16 protein-coding genes are annotated in these 13,546 nt (G+C 62.0%); 5 read left to right on the top strand and 11 right to left on the bottom strand.

The window, feature by feature from the left end; all coding sequences use genetic code 11:
* Positions 1-140 precede the first annotated feature (140 nt).
* The 3 genes from KIO76_RS11480 to KIO76_RS11470 all read left to right on the top strand — a co-directional run bounded on the left by KIO76_RS11480 (position 141) and on the right by KIO76_RS11470 (position 1,881).
* Positions 141-1,094, top strand: coding sequence for a DMT family transporter (locus tag KIO76_RS11480; protein ID WP_213323399.1), 954 nt, complete (start codon positions 141-143; stop codon positions 1,092-1,094).
* 112 nt (positions 1,095-1,206) lie between these two features.
* Positions 1,207-1,506, top strand: coding sequence for a hypothetical protein (locus KIO76_RS11475; RefSeq protein WP_213323398.1), 300 nt, complete (start codon positions 1,207-1,209; stop codon positions 1,504-1,506).
* Between the two features lie 120 nt (positions 1,507-1,626).
* Positions 1,627-1,881: a cysteine rich repeat-containing protein gene (locus KIO76_RS11470; RefSeq protein WP_349629376.1), complete on the top strand. Its 255-nt coding sequence runs from the start codon at positions 1,627-1,629 to the stop codon at positions 1,879-1,881.
* Between the two features lie 69 nt (positions 1,882-1,950).
* Here KIO76_RS11470 and KIO76_RS11465 read toward each other — a convergent pair whose 3' ends face one another.
* Entirely contained in the window at positions 1,951-2,322 is a 372-nt protein-coding gene (locus KIO76_RS11465; protein WP_213323396.1) for an RcnB family protein, read from the bottom strand.
* 234 nt (positions 2,323-2,556) lie between these two features.
* Positions 2,557-3,492, bottom strand: a complete 936-nt coding sequence (locus tag KIO76_RS11460) for a pirin family protein (RefSeq protein WP_213323395.1) — start codon at positions 3,490-3,492, stop codon at positions 2,557-2,559.
* 876 nt (positions 3,493-4,368) lie between these two features.
* Between KIO76_RS11460 and KIO76_RS11455 the strand changes: the two genes are divergently transcribed.
* Both KIO76_RS11455 and KIO76_RS11450 read left to right on the top strand, forming a co-directional pair.
* On the top strand, positions 4,369-4,689 hold the full coding sequence (locus KIO76_RS11455; protein WP_213323394.1) for a hypothetical protein: 321 nt from the start codon (positions 4,369-4,371) through the stop codon (positions 4,687-4,689).
* 1 nt (position 4,690) lies between these two features.
* On the top strand, positions 4,691-5,416 hold the full coding sequence (locus tag KIO76_RS11450) for an SOS response-associated peptidase (RefSeq protein ID WP_213323393.1): 726 nt from the start codon (positions 4,691-4,693) through the stop codon (positions 5,414-5,416).
* 586 nt (positions 5,417-6,002) lie between these two features.
* On the opposite strand, the gene KIO76_RS11445 is transcribed toward KIO76_RS11450, so the two are convergent.
* The 9 genes from KIO76_RS11445 to KIO76_RS11405 form a co-directional block, all read right to left on the bottom strand.
* Positions 6,003-6,293 (bottom strand): DUF6378 domain-containing protein, encoded by a 291-nt coding sequence (locus tag KIO76_RS11445; RefSeq protein ID WP_213323392.1) that lies wholly within the window; start codon positions 6,291-6,293, stop codon positions 6,003-6,005.
* Positions 6,290-6,685: a DUF1937 family protein gene (locus KIO76_RS11440; RefSeq protein WP_213323391.1), complete on the bottom strand. Its 396-nt coding sequence runs from the start codon at positions 6,683-6,685 to the stop codon at positions 6,290-6,292. The genes KIO76_RS11445 and KIO76_RS11440 overlap by 4 nt, the downstream gene beginning before the upstream one ends.
* A complete protein-coding gene (locus KIO76_RS11435) occupies positions 6,682-7,926 on the bottom strand; it encodes a hypothetical protein (protein WP_213323390.1) in 1,245 nt (414 codons plus the stop codon). Before KIO76_RS11435 ends, KIO76_RS11440 begins: the two co-directional genes overlap by 4 nt.
* Positions 7,926-8,570 (bottom strand): S1C family serine protease, encoded by a 645-nt coding sequence (locus KIO76_RS11430; RefSeq protein ID WP_213323389.1) that lies wholly within the window; start codon positions 8,568-8,570, stop codon positions 7,926-7,928. Before KIO76_RS11430 ends, KIO76_RS11435 begins: the two co-directional genes overlap by 1 nt.
* A gap of 11 nt (positions 8,571-8,581) precedes the next feature.
* A complete protein-coding gene (locus KIO76_RS11425; RefSeq protein ID WP_213323388.1) occupies positions 8,582-8,893 on the bottom strand; it encodes a hypothetical protein in 312 nt (103 codons plus the stop codon).
* Positions 8,894-9,067: 174 nt separating this feature from the next.
* Entirely contained in the window at positions 9,068-9,469 is a 402-nt protein-coding gene (locus KIO76_RS11420) for a hypothetical protein (RefSeq protein ID WP_213323387.1), read from the bottom strand.
* Positions 9,466-9,756: a hypothetical protein gene (locus tag KIO76_RS11415; protein ID WP_213323386.1), complete on the bottom strand. Its 291-nt coding sequence runs from the start codon at positions 9,754-9,756 to the stop codon at positions 9,466-9,468. Before KIO76_RS11415 ends, KIO76_RS11420 begins: the two co-directional genes overlap by 4 nt.
* Complete coding sequence (locus tag KIO76_RS11410; protein ID WP_213323385.1) at positions 9,749-10,345, bottom strand: glycoside hydrolase family 19 protein; 597 nt, start codon at positions 10,343-10,345, stop codon at positions 9,749-9,751. The genes KIO76_RS11415 and KIO76_RS11410 overlap by 8 nt, the downstream gene beginning before the upstream one ends.
* A 148-nt stretch (positions 10,346-10,493) precedes the next feature.
* Positions 10,494-13,523: a right-handed parallel beta-helix repeat-containing protein gene (locus tag KIO76_RS11405; protein WP_213323384.1), complete on the bottom strand. Its 3,030-nt coding sequence runs from the start codon at positions 13,521-13,523 to the stop codon at positions 10,494-10,496.
* Positions 13,524-13,546 lie beyond the last annotated feature (23 nt).

Raw genomic sequence — 13,546 nt, 5'->3', positions numbered from 1 at the left:
CTGGCGGCGCGGCACTCCGCCAGGAGGCTCAGGTGCGCCGAGACCTGCGGGTGGGGCAACCGTGCGATGCGCCAGCCCCTCTGGCGCCCATCTGGCCGCATGCTATTGAGGTATCAAGCAACAGATAAGAGACAATCGACGTGTCGACGCTTGTAGCGCCTGCCGAGAAGCCCCTCCCCGAAGCGTCACCTGGGATCGATACCGCGTCTCCCCACGCATCCGCGCCGAAACGGGACAGTTCGGTCCGCGGCATCATCTTGTTTTCGCTGGCCTTGATCCTGTTTTCCATCGGCGACGGGACGTCGAAATATCTCACGGAAACTCTGCCGGCCTTCCAGATCTCATGGATGCGCTTCGGCGTGTTCGCCGCTGTCGTCCTGCTCATCACGGTGCTACGCCGCGACTGGTCGGCGTTTCGCTCACGCTGCCCCCACATCCAACTGGCTCGCGGGATCGGCATTACCGGTTCGACGGTGCTTTTCGTAACAGCGATGAGCTTCCTGCCCATCGCCGAGGCAACATCCATCTCCTTCGTCTCGCCCTTGCTCGTTACGGCGCTTGCCATTCCGATCCTCGGAGAGAAAGTTGGCTGGCGACGCTGGGCGGCCATTGTGGTTGGCTTCATCGGCGTGCTCATCGTTGTTCGGCCGGGATCTGGCAATCTCGGGATGGCGGCGCTCCTTCCCCTGGGCAGCGCAACATGCTGGGCCACAGCTCTCATTGCCACGCGCATGACGAGTGGCCGCGACGGGGCGCTCACCGCATTGATCTATGCCTCCTGCATGGGCTTTGCCCTGACAACCCTGCTTCTACCCTTCGGCTGGGTGCAACCGTCGCCCGCTGACCTATTCTGGGTCCTCATCGCGGGCGGCTCCACCGTGTCGGCCCATTTTCTCGTGATTGGCGCCTTCCACGCAGCACGCGTTTCGACGCTGGCGCCGCTAGCCTACATGCAGCTCCTCTGGTCCGGGCTTATCGGCTATTTTGCCTTTCATCACATGCCAGACCAATGGGCGATCATCGGTGCTGTGGTCATCATGGCCAGCGGCCTCTACACCGCGAGCCGGGAACGTCGCAAGCACACGGCCTCCTAGGACGTGCGTTAACCAACAAAGAAAACACAGGGAATTCCTGTCTATTTTTTGTTGACCCCCCGTTCTTAACCAATGATTAAGAATGCATCGCTTGTTAACCGACGGGGTAGTAATGCGGATTGCTCTGACTGCGGCCTTTCTGGCCCTTGCCGTGGCGGGCTGCCAATCGGCCCAGGATTCCATGGTGGATGCGGAATTCACCTGTCAGGAGGCAGGCCTCCGTCCGGGAACGCGGGCTTTCGAACGCTGCGCCAATGTGAACTACAGCCGTAATCGGCAACAGTCCCAAGACGCCGCCAACGCGGTCGCACTGGGCGCGGCTGCCGGTGTTATCGGTGGCGCGGTGATCGGCGCCGCCTCCGCGCCGCGCTATTACCCCTATTATCGCTGCAACCGCTGGGGTTGCTGGTAGGCCGCGCATTCCCGTCGTGGAATTCCGTCCATAGGTTGGACGAAGCAGCCCCGGCACGGCCCGGGGCTTTTCTTTGTCACAAGCTTGTAGACGCTAGGATTGTTAATCGGCCGATCTATCATGGTCGGACAGCCATCGCGAATATGGAGTCGGCGCATGACCGTGGTGAGATATGCAGCCTTGCTGGCGTTCACGCTTTGCATCAGCCCGGCGACGGCGCAAACCGCATCACAAAGAGCGGCCTGCGCGGCGGACTACAAAAAGTTCTGCAGTGGCACGGTACCAGGCGGCGGTCGAATCTATCAATGTCTCGCCAAGCAGAAGGACAATTTGAGCGCCGCCTGCCAGAAGGCCCTCGCATCTTACGCGAAATAAGCGCGTTGGCCGGCGGGCGACGTTCATAACCCTCGCCTCACCGGCCTGCGCACGGATGCGCCACGCCAGCTATCGCCCAGCAATGATCGACGAGATCAGACCGGTTGCGGTCGCGATCAGGAGATAGTTGTTGTCGACGCGGACCCAATTGTACCCACGCGGCGGACGGCGCAGGTTGTACCGGCCATAATCGCGCACCACATGCCCCCGATAGGCGGGCGGGAGGCGGTGGCCTTTCTGCCAACGCGGCGGCTGATGGCGCTGGACATGAGGCCGCGGCGCGTGTGGGTGGTGAGCGCGCGGCTGCTGAGCCGGATGGCGCGGCGTGCTATAGGCCGGCTTGCCGCCATGATCAGGGCCGCGGTGGTGGCCAGGCGCCTGCGCAAAAGCTCCGGTCGAGACGAAGCATATCGCGACAGCAGCAGCAAAAAGTCGTTTCATGACGCACTCCTTATCTAAGGAGAATACGCTTAGCATTTGAACAATGAACAAGATCTGAATGACCATTAATTTTCTGTAATAAACTGCGACGATGCAATAACTACAGAATTAAAGTCTCGAAAATTCCCCTGATGGACTTTCGTTACGGTCTACAAATAGAGATTACCTTTCTTACAAATAAAAGCCCCGCCAAAGCGGGGCCTTTGTTGCTTGGAGGCGCTCCAAAGCCACCCCTCAACCGGGTAAGGGAATATGCTCGGCACGGTCACCCGCTGGGAGGTCGAACAAACCATTGCCCCAGTTTTCGGCCCGCCATTGCGCTTTGGCCTCCTCGATCTTCTCCTTCGAGGAAGCGACAAAATTCCACCAGATGTAGCGCGGGCCGTTGAGCGTCGCCCCACCCAAAATCATGAGCCGCGCCCCCATCTCCCCAGCCGCCACGGTAATTGAGTCCCCCGGGCGGAACACCATCATGCGTCCGGCCTCGAACGTCTGCCCTGCTATGGAGATCGCACCCTGGACAATGTAGATGCCCCTGTCTTCGTGCTCCTCCGGCATCGGGAAGCGTGCGCCTGCCTCCAGAGCGACATCCGCATAGAACGTCTCAGAGAAGAGCGTCGCGGGCGCCTTTTCGCCATAGGCTGTTCCAAGGATCAGCCTGAGCGCCACACCGTCGCTTTCAAGCGTCGGCAACGCGTCCTTGCCGTGATGCTCGAACATGGGGAGCATGGCCTCGTGCGTGTCCGGTAACGCCACCCATGTCTGGATCCCAAACAAGCTGTGCGGCCCGCTGCGCCCCTCGGCCGACGTGCGCTCCGAATGCGTGACGCCCCGGCCCGCAACCATCCAGTTCAGCGCGCCCGGATGAATGATCTGATCGGTGCCGAGACTGTCCCGATGATGAAAGTCCCCCCGGTAGAGATAAGTCACGGTGCCGAGCCCGATATGGGGATGCGGGCGCACATCAATGCCTTGCCCCGTAAGAAACTCAGCCGGGCCGGCTTGATCGAAGAAGATGAATGGCCCGACCATCTGCCGCTTCGGCGCGGGCAGCGCCCGGCGCACCTCGAAGCCGCCCAGGTCGCGTGCGCGCGGGATGATCAACGTCTCGATGGCGTCGACGCCGATGGCATCCGGGCAGCCAGGCACGAGCGCGGGATTCCAGCTCATGGCATCCTCCAATGGGTCTGGAGCGCATGATACAGCGCCAGCCGCCAAAGTCCTGATCGTTATGAGCGGTGAAAGCGGAGCACCGCAAGAAGCGGATAGCCACATGTGATCGCGAAGTTGCGGCAAGACGAAGCCGGGCATTCATACGCCACCATGCAAGGTATTGCCTGATCAGCTTGAATGCCGCTCCGTTCATAGTGGCGGCTACTAACGGAACAGAACGTCCATTGACACCGATTGCCGTTATCGTTGCCGCAAACCGCTGCGAAAGTTCGCATGTCCAGGTAAGCACTTGAAATCATTGGTGGGCCCGGCAGGACTCGAACCTGCAACCAGACCGTTATGAGCGGTGATAGTGCGGGTTTTTTGCGTTTAAAATCATATACTTATGTGAACGTCCGATCGCCAATGTTCGCCTTTGTTCACGGTGTTTCGTTGGAGATTCATTGGAGATTGATTGCTGAACGCGCATTGGCGCTTGTTCCCTTTTTGTTCACGGTGTGACTCTCCGCACAGACGGAGCGCCCTGGCTCCACGAGACTGCGCCGTGAGGCGGCCGTGGGGCCGCGAAATCCGGTGTTGAAATGGTCGACCTCCCGCCTGTGAGACTTGGCGAACTACGAAAGGCGAGCGTCCCCCTTTCCGTCAGCTGCCCCCTGTGCAGCCACTGCGCTAGTGTCGACCCGACCAGAGTGCCCGGCCCTGACAGTCTCGACATCAAAGAGCTAACGAGCCGCTTTCGCTGCCAGAAGTGCCTGCGTCGCGGCGGGATGAGCGTCAGCGCCGAGACCAAGCCGTGGGTCTGGCATCTGCGCCGGACACGGCAGTTTCACCGCATCTCGCCGATGATGAAAATGATCCGTGACGAGGGCGAGGATGAGCAGGCGTAAAGGCGAACTGTCGGCGAGCACGATCGACCGGGATTGGCCCCATCAGGTGGCCCTGCATCATCTCGTGACACGTCGGCGCTATAATGAAATTCAGGCCTTCCGCGAGGATAAAAATTGCCCACCGCGCGGCCATTCCGTCTGCTATCAAGGCGAATGGTACAATGTCTTCTGCTTCGCAGATGAGGCCCATGCTCTTGTGTTCGCGCACAGGTTCGGGGGCGAGATTTGCGACCCTCGCGAACGTGGCCGGGGGCGCGCCTGGGCGCAGTGGAAGAAGGGATCGGCAAAACCAAAGCGGCGAGGCTGATGTGTGCAATCTCTACTCCGTCACCAAAGGCCAGCAGGCTATCCGCGAGCTGGCGAAGGCCTTCGAGGATTACACAGGCAACCTCCAGCGCATGCCGGGCGTCTTCCCCGACTATTCCGCACCGATCGTGCGCCATGGGCCGAACGGGCGGGCCTTGGCTTTGGCCCGCTGGGGAATGCCGTCATCGCAGTTCGCGCTGATGCAGGCAGCAAAGAAGCGCGCGGAGAAGCTGGAAGCCAAGGGTCAGGTCGTCGACTTCAAAGAGCTCCTGAAATTGGAGCCGGACAGCGGCACGACTAATGTCCGCAAAACCGATAGCAAGCACTGGCAGCGCTGGCTCGGGCCGGATAACCGCTGCCTCGTCCCCTTCACATCATTCAGCGAGTTCAACAAAGAGGCTGGAGGCTATATCTGGTTCGCCTTCAACGAAGAGCGCCCGCTCGCCTTCTTCGCTGGCATCTGGACCGAGCGTTGGCCAAGCGTGCGCAAGGTCAAGAAGGGACTAGAGGTAGCCGACCTCTATGCCTTCCTGACCACGGACGCGAACGCCGAAGTGGCTCCCATTCATCCCACAGCCATGCCCGTCATTCTCACCACCGAGGCGGAGCGGGAAATCTGGATGCGGGCGCCCTGGAGCGAGGCCAAGGACCTACAGCGTCCACTCCCGGACGGCTCACTGCAAATCGTTGCCCGAGGCGTGAAGCAGGACGATGGTGGCGGTGCGTGATCTCCGCTATTACCAAGCACGTACCCCCTCCAGCCAACGAGATAGGCGTCCGTAAAGGTCGAACGACATCGCGACCTCAGCATGCACGTACTGCCCATCTCGACCGACCAGAGACATAGCATCCACTAACTCGGACAGCAGAGACTCAGAGTCCTCCGTTTGCGCGACATGAGCCGCACATTCCATCGCCGTATCCATTTTTTTGACATCCCCCACCCCAACGCCCGTCCCTGGTGGGCCAGGCAACCGCAGGTTGGAAGACCGCGGCATTGGACCACGGCAGAGCACAAGGCTCTCCCGCGGCGCCTGACCCATAGGTCGGCGCCGGTCCAATGTCGGTCGGGCTTCCAATCCCGGCTTGCACCCTTTTCGCGCAAGCCCCTCGAATATGTCTCAAAAGTTAATGAACTCAAAGTGGTATTTGGTTCACTGTAGTTACATTTTGTCGCGGGGTGAAACTAATCGCGGTCTCGTGCGGCAAAGCTGGCGTTTTATTTTGCTAAGTTTTAGCTTTTTTATGTTAGCGCGCCGTGTTGCATGCGTAACATACTACCGTTCTTCTACTTTCTGCCTATCATCTTGACCTTTACTGTGCGGACAGCGCCACCTCACCCGCGATCGCGAAGTAGGTCGCGCCGTCGACATAGGTGTCCGGTTTGGGTTGCCCGGTGATCACGCGCGCAACTTTGGTCATCACCATATCGATCGCCTCCTGCTCGGCTGGGCTGATATCGCGGGCCGCAAATCTGCGGATCACGCGCTTGAGCTCGCCAGCGCAGGCCAGATTGACCGCGGGCGGGCCGTATTCCTCATCCCGCGATCCACACGTCAGCGCGATTCCCTGGCGGAGGATCTGCGCTCTCATCGGCTCTGTCATGCATGCTCCGGATGAAGGAAGACGATAGGCTTGCGTTGTTTCCGCGCGATGTCGATCTCCGCACGCACACCCGCGCTTTCTGCCCAGCCGGGCATCAGCACGACAACGACAGCGGCTGCGGCGTCCAGAAGCGGCCCGTCCTGGTAAGCCCAGAGCTCCGGGTGCATCTTGTCGAGGTTGCCGGCTTCAGAGACGGCATGGCTGTGCGCAATGGGAGACAAGACGCGGAAGCCACGGGCCATCAGCCGCGCGGCAATTCGGCTCGCTTCGGCCGCGGCTGCATCCAAGCCAGCCGCATACTTGCTGTAGGGGGTGGCGAGATAGATGAAGCCAGGCGCGTTGCGAAGGTCTTCGAGCGCCAAGCCAGCGCCTTGGCAGGCCTCGCACATCATGCCGCTTCCCGCCATGACACCCAGTCAGCAGCGGCCGGTTTATGCTCCTCAACCTTCACCGCCCAACGACTGGTGATGCCGCGAGTCGGATGGACGAACCAGAGCGGCTGCGAGGGCTCGCTCGGGGGTGCCCTCAGGGCGTTCTTTGCGTACTCGTCGAACCCCTTGAGTGTGTTGGCAACGATAGCGCGAGGCAACCAGAGCTCCTGATGCCAATGGCCCATGAGCAGGATGTCATAGTCATTGCCCAGAGAGGTCGCCTGACCTCGCGTCTTCACTTCGCCGCGCATAATCGGCCCGATCGAGCCGATAATACCGTCGCCACCCTTCACGCCCAGCATGTCGCCATGCATGGCGAGGTAGCGCTGCCCGTAGACTCGATAGTGAACCTCGTTTGAAGCGCGGATGTCGATGTTTACGCGGGGGTCGTTCGCGAAGTGCCTTTGCAGAAGCTGGTAAATCAGCCAGTCGAAGTTCTTGTAGACATAGCGCTTGAACTCCGGCTTCGGCGTGCCTCGGCCATGATTGCCGGCCGTGCATGGCACGTAGACCTTGCCGAAGATCGTGGCCATCCGCTCCAGCCCCGCAATGAGCAGATCGCGGCAGCGAAGGGCGGCCGGGATGACCTCTTCGTCGTCGGTCTTGGCCAGTTCCGGATGAAGGCCACCGGAAACAAAGTCGCCGAGCAGGTTGACCACGATACCTGGATAGTTCTTCGGCCCGTGGTTGGCACAAATGTCAATCGTGGCATCGAGGAGACGGCGAACGCGGCGTTCGGCAATCTCGATGTTGTACTCGTTGACGCCGCCGACCTCCTCGGGCCTCACCACCTCCGGAATGTGCCAGTCCGACCAGATCGTGACGGGCACTTCCGGGGTTTTGGTCGTGGAAGCAGCCGGGATGCGCGTCAGCCAGTCCGGCGGGCTCTCGGGCGCAGCACCCATGACGCCCAGCGCCTCAAGCACAACCTCGTCGGCGAGATGACCGCGCTGTGCCTCGCGCAACTTTGCGCGGAGGTCATTCACCTCGTCCTGTAAGCGGACGATCTTGCGATCGGCCGCCACGAGCTCGGCAGGGGTTGCGGCGGTAGACACGGGAGTTGGGACGCTGCCTTTGGCAAGCCGATTCTGGAACGTGGAACGGGCGATTCCTAGCGCCCTCGCGGCTTTCACCTGCGAACCGTAAGCGGCCAAAGCCTCAGCTGCCTCTCTGGCTTGTTCATCAGTGACGGGCGCTTGCATCAATCCTCCCGACCCATGAGCATGCAGACGGTCGAGCCGGGCACGATGTAGCCGAAGCTGGCGACATAAGACGCCATGCCCTGGCTCACGACCATTACACCGACATTGATCCCGACGACGTTGCCCTGCATGTCAAAGGTCGGGCCACCGCTCATACCGTGAACCATCGTCGTGTCGATCACGAGCACGCGTTTCCACGGCTCGTATTCGCGAGCGGCTCCGCTTACGTGGCCTCGAGCCGTGACGAACTTCTGGTCATACGGGTTGCCGGAGGCGCGGATCTCTTCGCCAACCTTCGCCTCGCGGCAGGCGAGCGGTGCCGCCTTCGCATTCACAGGCGCGCGGATGAGGGCCACGTCGTATTCGGGGCTCGCCCAAAGCACGGCACCCTCGACCGTAGTCCCGTCATCCGTAACAACGGGCATCGTCTTTTCGGAGCGCACAACGTGCGCGGCCGTGAGGATGTAGCCGTCGCCGATGTGAACGCCCGACCCGTGGCCATGCGTGTCACCAAGATAGACGACCGCGCCGGCCGTAGGTGCCGGGGCATGAGCGGGGGCGGAGAAAGCGAGAAGGGCGAGGATGAGCACGGCAGCGCACGCGGCGCCGAAGATCTGAGCCGCACGATATAGGGGCTTGCGCATAAGGCCCTCCGTTACTGTCGGGATGCGAGCTTGTCGAAGGCTTGATCGAGGCGGTCGCCGATGCGGTTGATCGCGGCGACAAGCCTGTCCTCGACCTGCTGAATGACGCTGTTGGTCGTGTAGTTCTTGGCGACTTCGACCTGAAATTCGGTCAGCGCCCGGCGTGTTGCGGTCACCTGCTCCCGAATGGCGTCGATCTCGTGTGCCGCGTCCTGTTGCACCGCTCGGATCTGGTTGTGCTGATGGCGCAGCGCAGCGGCGATCGCGCCAACAACGGCCACGCAGGCCGAGACGGCCCCGAATAGGAAAGAAAATTCCATCATGAAGCTTTCGGGGACAGGCGCGTATCCCTGTCCCGGTAGAAGTCGCGCAGGGCGGCCTTGCCCTCCCCGCACTCGACAAGGTTGGCGCGGTCCTGCCCCCAAAGGCGCTCGACTTCGTGCTGTGCGAGCCTACGCTTGGGCAAAGAGACGGTGTCGGCGCAGTCCTTCTCCAGTTCAGCGGGAGGAGGTCTTAGGACCGGCGGCTGGGCGACGAATTTTGTCGAGCCGCATGCTGCTGTCAGCGCCAACACCGCAAGCATCGCGCAGAGGATCTTGATCTGCCGCATCGGCGATTTCCTTCAGGAGGGATTGGAGTCGGTCGCGGCTCTTGGTGAGGCGCTCGACCTGTTCGCGGGCCACGGCTTGGGCCGCCTCATTGGCGATCCACTGGCGCTCGCGTTCCGCGGCGGTGGCGCGCTCAACGGCAAGTGTCACCTCCGCCTTGCCCACCGAGCGGCCAGAGCGATATTGCCAGGCGCCGTAGGTCCAGAAGGCCGCGGGCACGCCGACGGCCAGGGCGAGCGCCACGTAGAGCACTGCCGGGCTGGTGCCCAGCAGTGCGGCTATCCATTTCATATCTTGAACCTCCTCCAGCGGCGGGGTTCACTGTCTTCCGGCTCGTCGCGCTCGGCCATGAGCCGGCGCTTGCCGTTGTCATCCCAAACGGCTCCGAAGACGTACGAGCCGATGATGGCAACGGCCGCCCCGATCAGGCCAACGGCGACCTGCCCAAACAGGGCACTGTCCGTGCCCACGAGGACGATGAAGGCGAGCATGATGGCGATGTAGCCGAGCGCGCCGAAAACGACGCGCCGCCGGATCTTCCAGTTGTCCTTGGCAACGCGAGCGATATCGTCAGCCATTGCCGAGCGCCGCCAGGAAGTCGCGGTGATAGCCGGCGATCATCTGAGCCTTGTCAGTGCCATTGATGATTCGACGCGCGTTCGCGGGATCGTCCTTGGTTCGGCTGAAGTAGTCGGCGAGCCGCTTACCGGTGAACCAGCCGTCTCGCATGCCGGCAAACATGATGGCTGTAGCAATGTCCGCGCGCATCGCGGCATCGGGATCGGCCAGAAGGTCGTACTGAACGACGTCGGACGCGCGAGCGTAGTTGCGACGGCCTGTCAGTTGAACGTATCCGCGCCCATGGTAGAGCGCGCCATCCCCCGGCCGGGAGTTGCCGAGCTCCGTCGCTACGCGGGGCCGCTCACCGCGGATGTCGTACATCCGCGTGAAATACGCAGACCCTCCCCTCTCGCGGATCGGCTGCATGGTCGCTGCCGTCTCGTGGAAGGTCGTGGCCAGCATGTAGGCCAGCCAACGGCGATCGTCGCTGATGGCCAAGCCATTCCAGGCGTCGAGGATGGTTTCCATCCCGTCGACCTGGCTCTGCACCAGCGCGCCCCCGAACGGCCGTTTGCGCACGGCGCTGTAGAATGCGGCGCGACTCATTGAGTGCGCTCAACGGTTTGCTTGGTGGCGTGAGTAATGGCGCCCCAGTCCGAAGACGCAGACGCGCACGCGCCAAGCGTGGTGGCGAGCGCCACCACGAGAAGGAAGGATTTCATTGATGTCTCCGGAAAGAGAGGCGGCCCGCGCCTCAGACGTCCCATGTCGAGAGCTGCGAGTACATTTGCAGCTTCGCCGCCGCGACCGCGGAGCGGATCAGGATGATGCGCTCGATGAAGGCATCAGCCTGGTTGAGCGCCCCCGGCTGGGAGCCGACGACAATGCGCGTGAAAGGCGCGATCGGCGCCGCTGACAGGTTGCCGACTTGCGCAGCTAGACCGTTGATCGAAACCCGCGCGGTCGCGCCGTTAAGCGAGGCCGCAAGGCAGAACCGGGTGTTCACCCCGGGGAAGGTGACGTTCGGATATCCAGTGACCTGGGAGCCGCCAGCCTGGCCAATCGCGAGGATGGCATTTGCCGTCGAATTGCGGATATCCAGCCGGTTCGCACCCGTCGCATCCGCGATCGAAAGGTAAGTCCCGGTACCGCGCCGGAACGGCGCCGTTCGCGCGATCAGAATAGCCGTGAAGGAAGTCACATCGAGGTCGCTAATGTCGATGCTCAGCGCTTCCTGGCCACGCTGAAGCGCAGAAGCCGACGTCTTGATCGGGTCGGTTGAGAAAACGCCCGAGGTCACGACACCAGACGGCACGTTGCAGAGATTGACGTGCACCGGGTTGCCGGAGATCGTCACCGTCACGCTCGTCGTGCTCGCGAGAGTGAAGGCGACTGGGGAGCCGTCCATGGCGGTCCCCGTCGGACCGCCTGAAAGCGTCGCCTGTCCAGATCCGACCACGTCCAGTGAATATGACCCGGCCGCCAGGGATATAGTCTGCGTCTCGGGTGCGGAGCTATTCAGGAAGTAGTTGGTGATCTGCCGGGTCGCGATCATGATGCCGCGCTGGTCAATGCGCGGCTGGGACGAGCTGAAATCGGTGATCTCGGTGCTAGGGAACGGAGAACGCAGTGATGCGGAGCCGCTTCGGGAGAAGCTGTTGCGCGACGAGAACGTCACGCCCGCGCCGTTCTCCTGGTACTGGGCAATCCCATAGTTGTAATCGATCGGGATGCCGGTGCCGATGGGGATGCCATTGGCGTTGTACCAAAATTCCCCGTCCGACCATTCGGGACGACCCGTCTCGCTGTTGAAGCCGCCCTTGTTCTGCATATCCGACGCAAGAGGGCGGGTTGAGTTCGTCCAGGATTGGCTCGCAGACCCCACCTCGATCCATCCCGTCGGGCCGCCGTCATCGCCGTCCTTGGTCCAGATGCCGCCGGTACCCTCCGGCAGGCAGACATCGCCGATGCGGCCGATGAACGCGCCGCCGTTCGGATCCGTCACGCCCTTGGGAAAATAGATCCGCCGCCCGTTGTCACGGCTGACAAAGCCCTCGCCCTCGACGGAGTTCGGGTTCGTCGTCTGGATTAGCAAGGCGCTGACGCGGTTCGCGAAGGGACTGCCCGCGGCCTCATAGAGTACATTGCCGGTGACGATGTTGCGAGACGCGCCATGACCAGGCTCACATGATCCGAAATAGGTCCACGTCACGCCGCCGTCGGACATGGATCCGCTGGTGTGCGTCGGTGCCGTCGCCCCAGTCGTCCCGCCCGCTTCCGCATAGTAGACGTGGTCGCCGTTAAACCGGTATTTGCTGTTGTCGTTCAGGCTGACTGAGGTGCCCGACGACCATTGCAGATACCCGTTGCTGCTCAGGTTGACGCCGGAGCGCTGGCTTTTCACGGGCTGATCATCGCCGCAGATGTTGCCGGTGACTGTGTTGCCATAGGCGAGACCACCCCACCCGTAGTGGATGGTGATGCCGTCGCCGGCCCAGACGCCGTCCTCGAGGAAGCGCTGGGCATTGTTCATGCAGACGTTGCCGGTGACTGAATTCATCCGGCCGTAGATCGCGATGCCGGAGTGGGCATTGGCGATGCAGACATTGCCCTGAATGACGTTCTCGTAGCCGGTGACCGAGATGCCATTGTCACCGCAGCCCTCAGCATGGTTGCCGATAATGCGGTTGAGGTGGCAGAGGAACGTGATGCCGACCAGCTCGATGCCGTTCCGTTCGGTCCGGCAGAACGAGACCTCATTGCGGTTCGCGCCATTCGTCAGGAGGATGCCGAAAAGGCAATCCTCGACGAGGTGCTTCGTGACGATGTTGTGCCGCGTGCTCGCGCCTGAGATGACAACCCCGTGCATGTCGACGTCAATGCTGGCGCAGTCTTCAAAGCGGCAATGCGTCGAGCCGCCCGATATCTGGAAGCATTGCGTCGTATTGCGGCCGATGACACGACGGATATTCCAGCCTATCGCGTTGTCGACGTTGATAAGCCGGTTCCCGGAACCATGGTCGGATGCGATCTTGTCGCCATCGATTTCCAGGTCCTCGATGGTCCCTTCGACGACATTGGAGATGGTGAAGAGCCGTTGGGACGCGCCCACCGTCTTGAGGATCGGCCGGCCGCCCTTGCCGCGGATTACCGTTCCGCTGGGAAGCGAAAAGCTCTGCGAGAACTCGTAAGGGATGCCGTCGTTGTAAGGGATCTCGATTGGCCGTCCCGTGGCCAGCGCACGCGTCAGGGCATTATTCCAGTTGGCGTCCGCAACCCGCCAGTAATCGAGAAGATTCGCCGTCTCGGCGAGACGGCTGGCCATAGTGCGGGCCGTCTCGCTGTCGGCCGCCAGGATGGGAAGGGCCAGAGCGCCGACAGCGTCCGCAGCCGCCGCAACGGCCTCCGCGCGTTTTGCTTCTACATCGATCGCAGCCGCATCGACCGCTGCGCGGTCATTGGCAACCTGCTCTACGGCGGGGGCAACCTCGGCGATCAGCTCAACCGCCGGCAATATCTCATCTCGCGCAGAGGCGACCTCAGCGGCGCGCGACAAGACCGTGTCGCGATCGCCGCGCACCTGCCCTGCGATGCTGTTGGCCTCCGCGAGTGCGGCCGAGCCAGCGGCGAGCTGGCTCGCTGCCTTTTCGCCGGCCGCAGCGCTTCGTTCGTTTTCATTAGCCGCGCGCTTCAGGCTATCGCTGGCGTTCGCCAGCAATTTTTGCGCAGCATCGAGGGCCGCGAGGCTGGTTGCAACAGCCGCGACGTCAGTGCTGATTGTCATGGGTGGTCCTGAATGGAAATGCG

The organism is Chelatococcus sp. YT9 (assembly GCF_018398315.1).
Lineage (GTDB): Bacteria > Pseudomonadota > Alphaproteobacteria > Rhizobiales > Beijerinckiaceae > Chelatococcus.
The sequence above is the reverse complement of the archived record's forward strand: the minus strand, read 5'-3'. Positions and strand labels throughout refer to the sequence as shown.

What these genes read in the sequence shown, in the direction of transcription:
- KIO76_RS11475 (WP_213323398.1), top strand. Translation starts at nt 1,207, where the DNA reads ATGCGGATTGCTCTGACTGCGGCCTTTCTGGCCCTTGCCGTGGCGGGC.
- KIO76_RS11470 (WP_349629376.1), top strand. Translation starts at nt 1,627, where the DNA reads ATGGTCGGACAGCCATCGCGAATATGGAGTCGGCGCATGACCGTGGTG.
- KIO76_RS11465 (WP_213323396.1), bottom strand. Translation starts at nt 2,322, where the DNA reads ATGAAACGACTTTTTGCTGCTGCTGTCGCGATATGCTTCGTCTCGACC.
- KIO76_RS11460 (WP_213323395.1), bottom strand. Translation starts at nt 3,492, where the DNA reads ATGAGCTGGAATCCCGCGCTCGTGCCTGGCTGCCCGGATGCCATCGGC.
- KIO76_RS11455 (WP_213323394.1), top strand. Translation starts at nt 4,369, where the DNA reads ATGAGCAGGCGTAAAGGCGAACTGTCGGCGAGCACGATCGACCGGGAT.
- KIO76_RS11445 (WP_213323392.1), bottom strand. Translation starts at nt 6,293, where the DNA reads ATGACAGAGCCGATGAGAGCGCAGATCCTCCGCCAGGGAATCGCGCTG.
- KIO76_RS11440 (WP_213323391.1), bottom strand. Translation starts at nt 6,685, where the DNA reads ATGATGTGCGAGGCCTGCCAAGGCGCTGGCTTGGCGCTCGAAGACCTT.
- KIO76_RS11435 (WP_213323390.1), bottom strand. Translation starts at nt 7,926, where the DNA reads ATGCAAGCGCCCGTCACTGATGAACAAGCCAGAGAGGCAGCTGAGGCT.
- KIO76_RS11430 (WP_213323389.1), bottom strand. Translation starts at nt 8,570, where the DNA reads ATGCGCAAGCCCCTATATCGTGCGGCTCAGATCTTCGGCGCCGCGTGC.
- KIO76_RS11425 (WP_213323388.1), bottom strand. Translation starts at nt 8,893, where the DNA reads ATGATGGAATTTTCTTTCCTATTCGGGGCCGTCTCGGCCTGCGTGGCC.
- KIO76_RS11420 (WP_213323387.1), bottom strand. Translation starts at nt 9,469, where the DNA reads ATGAAATGGATAGCCGCACTGCTGGGCACCAGCCCGGCAGTGCTCTAC.
- KIO76_RS11415 (WP_213323386.1), bottom strand. Translation starts at nt 9,756, where the DNA reads ATGGCTGACGATATCGCTCGCGTTGCCAAGGACAACTGGAAGATCCGG.
- KIO76_RS11410 (WP_213323385.1), bottom strand. Translation starts at nt 10,345, where the DNA reads ATGAGTCGCGCCGCATTCTACAGCGCCGTGCGCAAACGGCCGTTCGGG.
- KIO76_RS11405 (WP_213323384.1), bottom strand. Translation starts at nt 13,523, where the DNA reads ATGACAATCAGCACTGACGTCGCGGCTGTTGCAACCAGCCTCGCGGCC.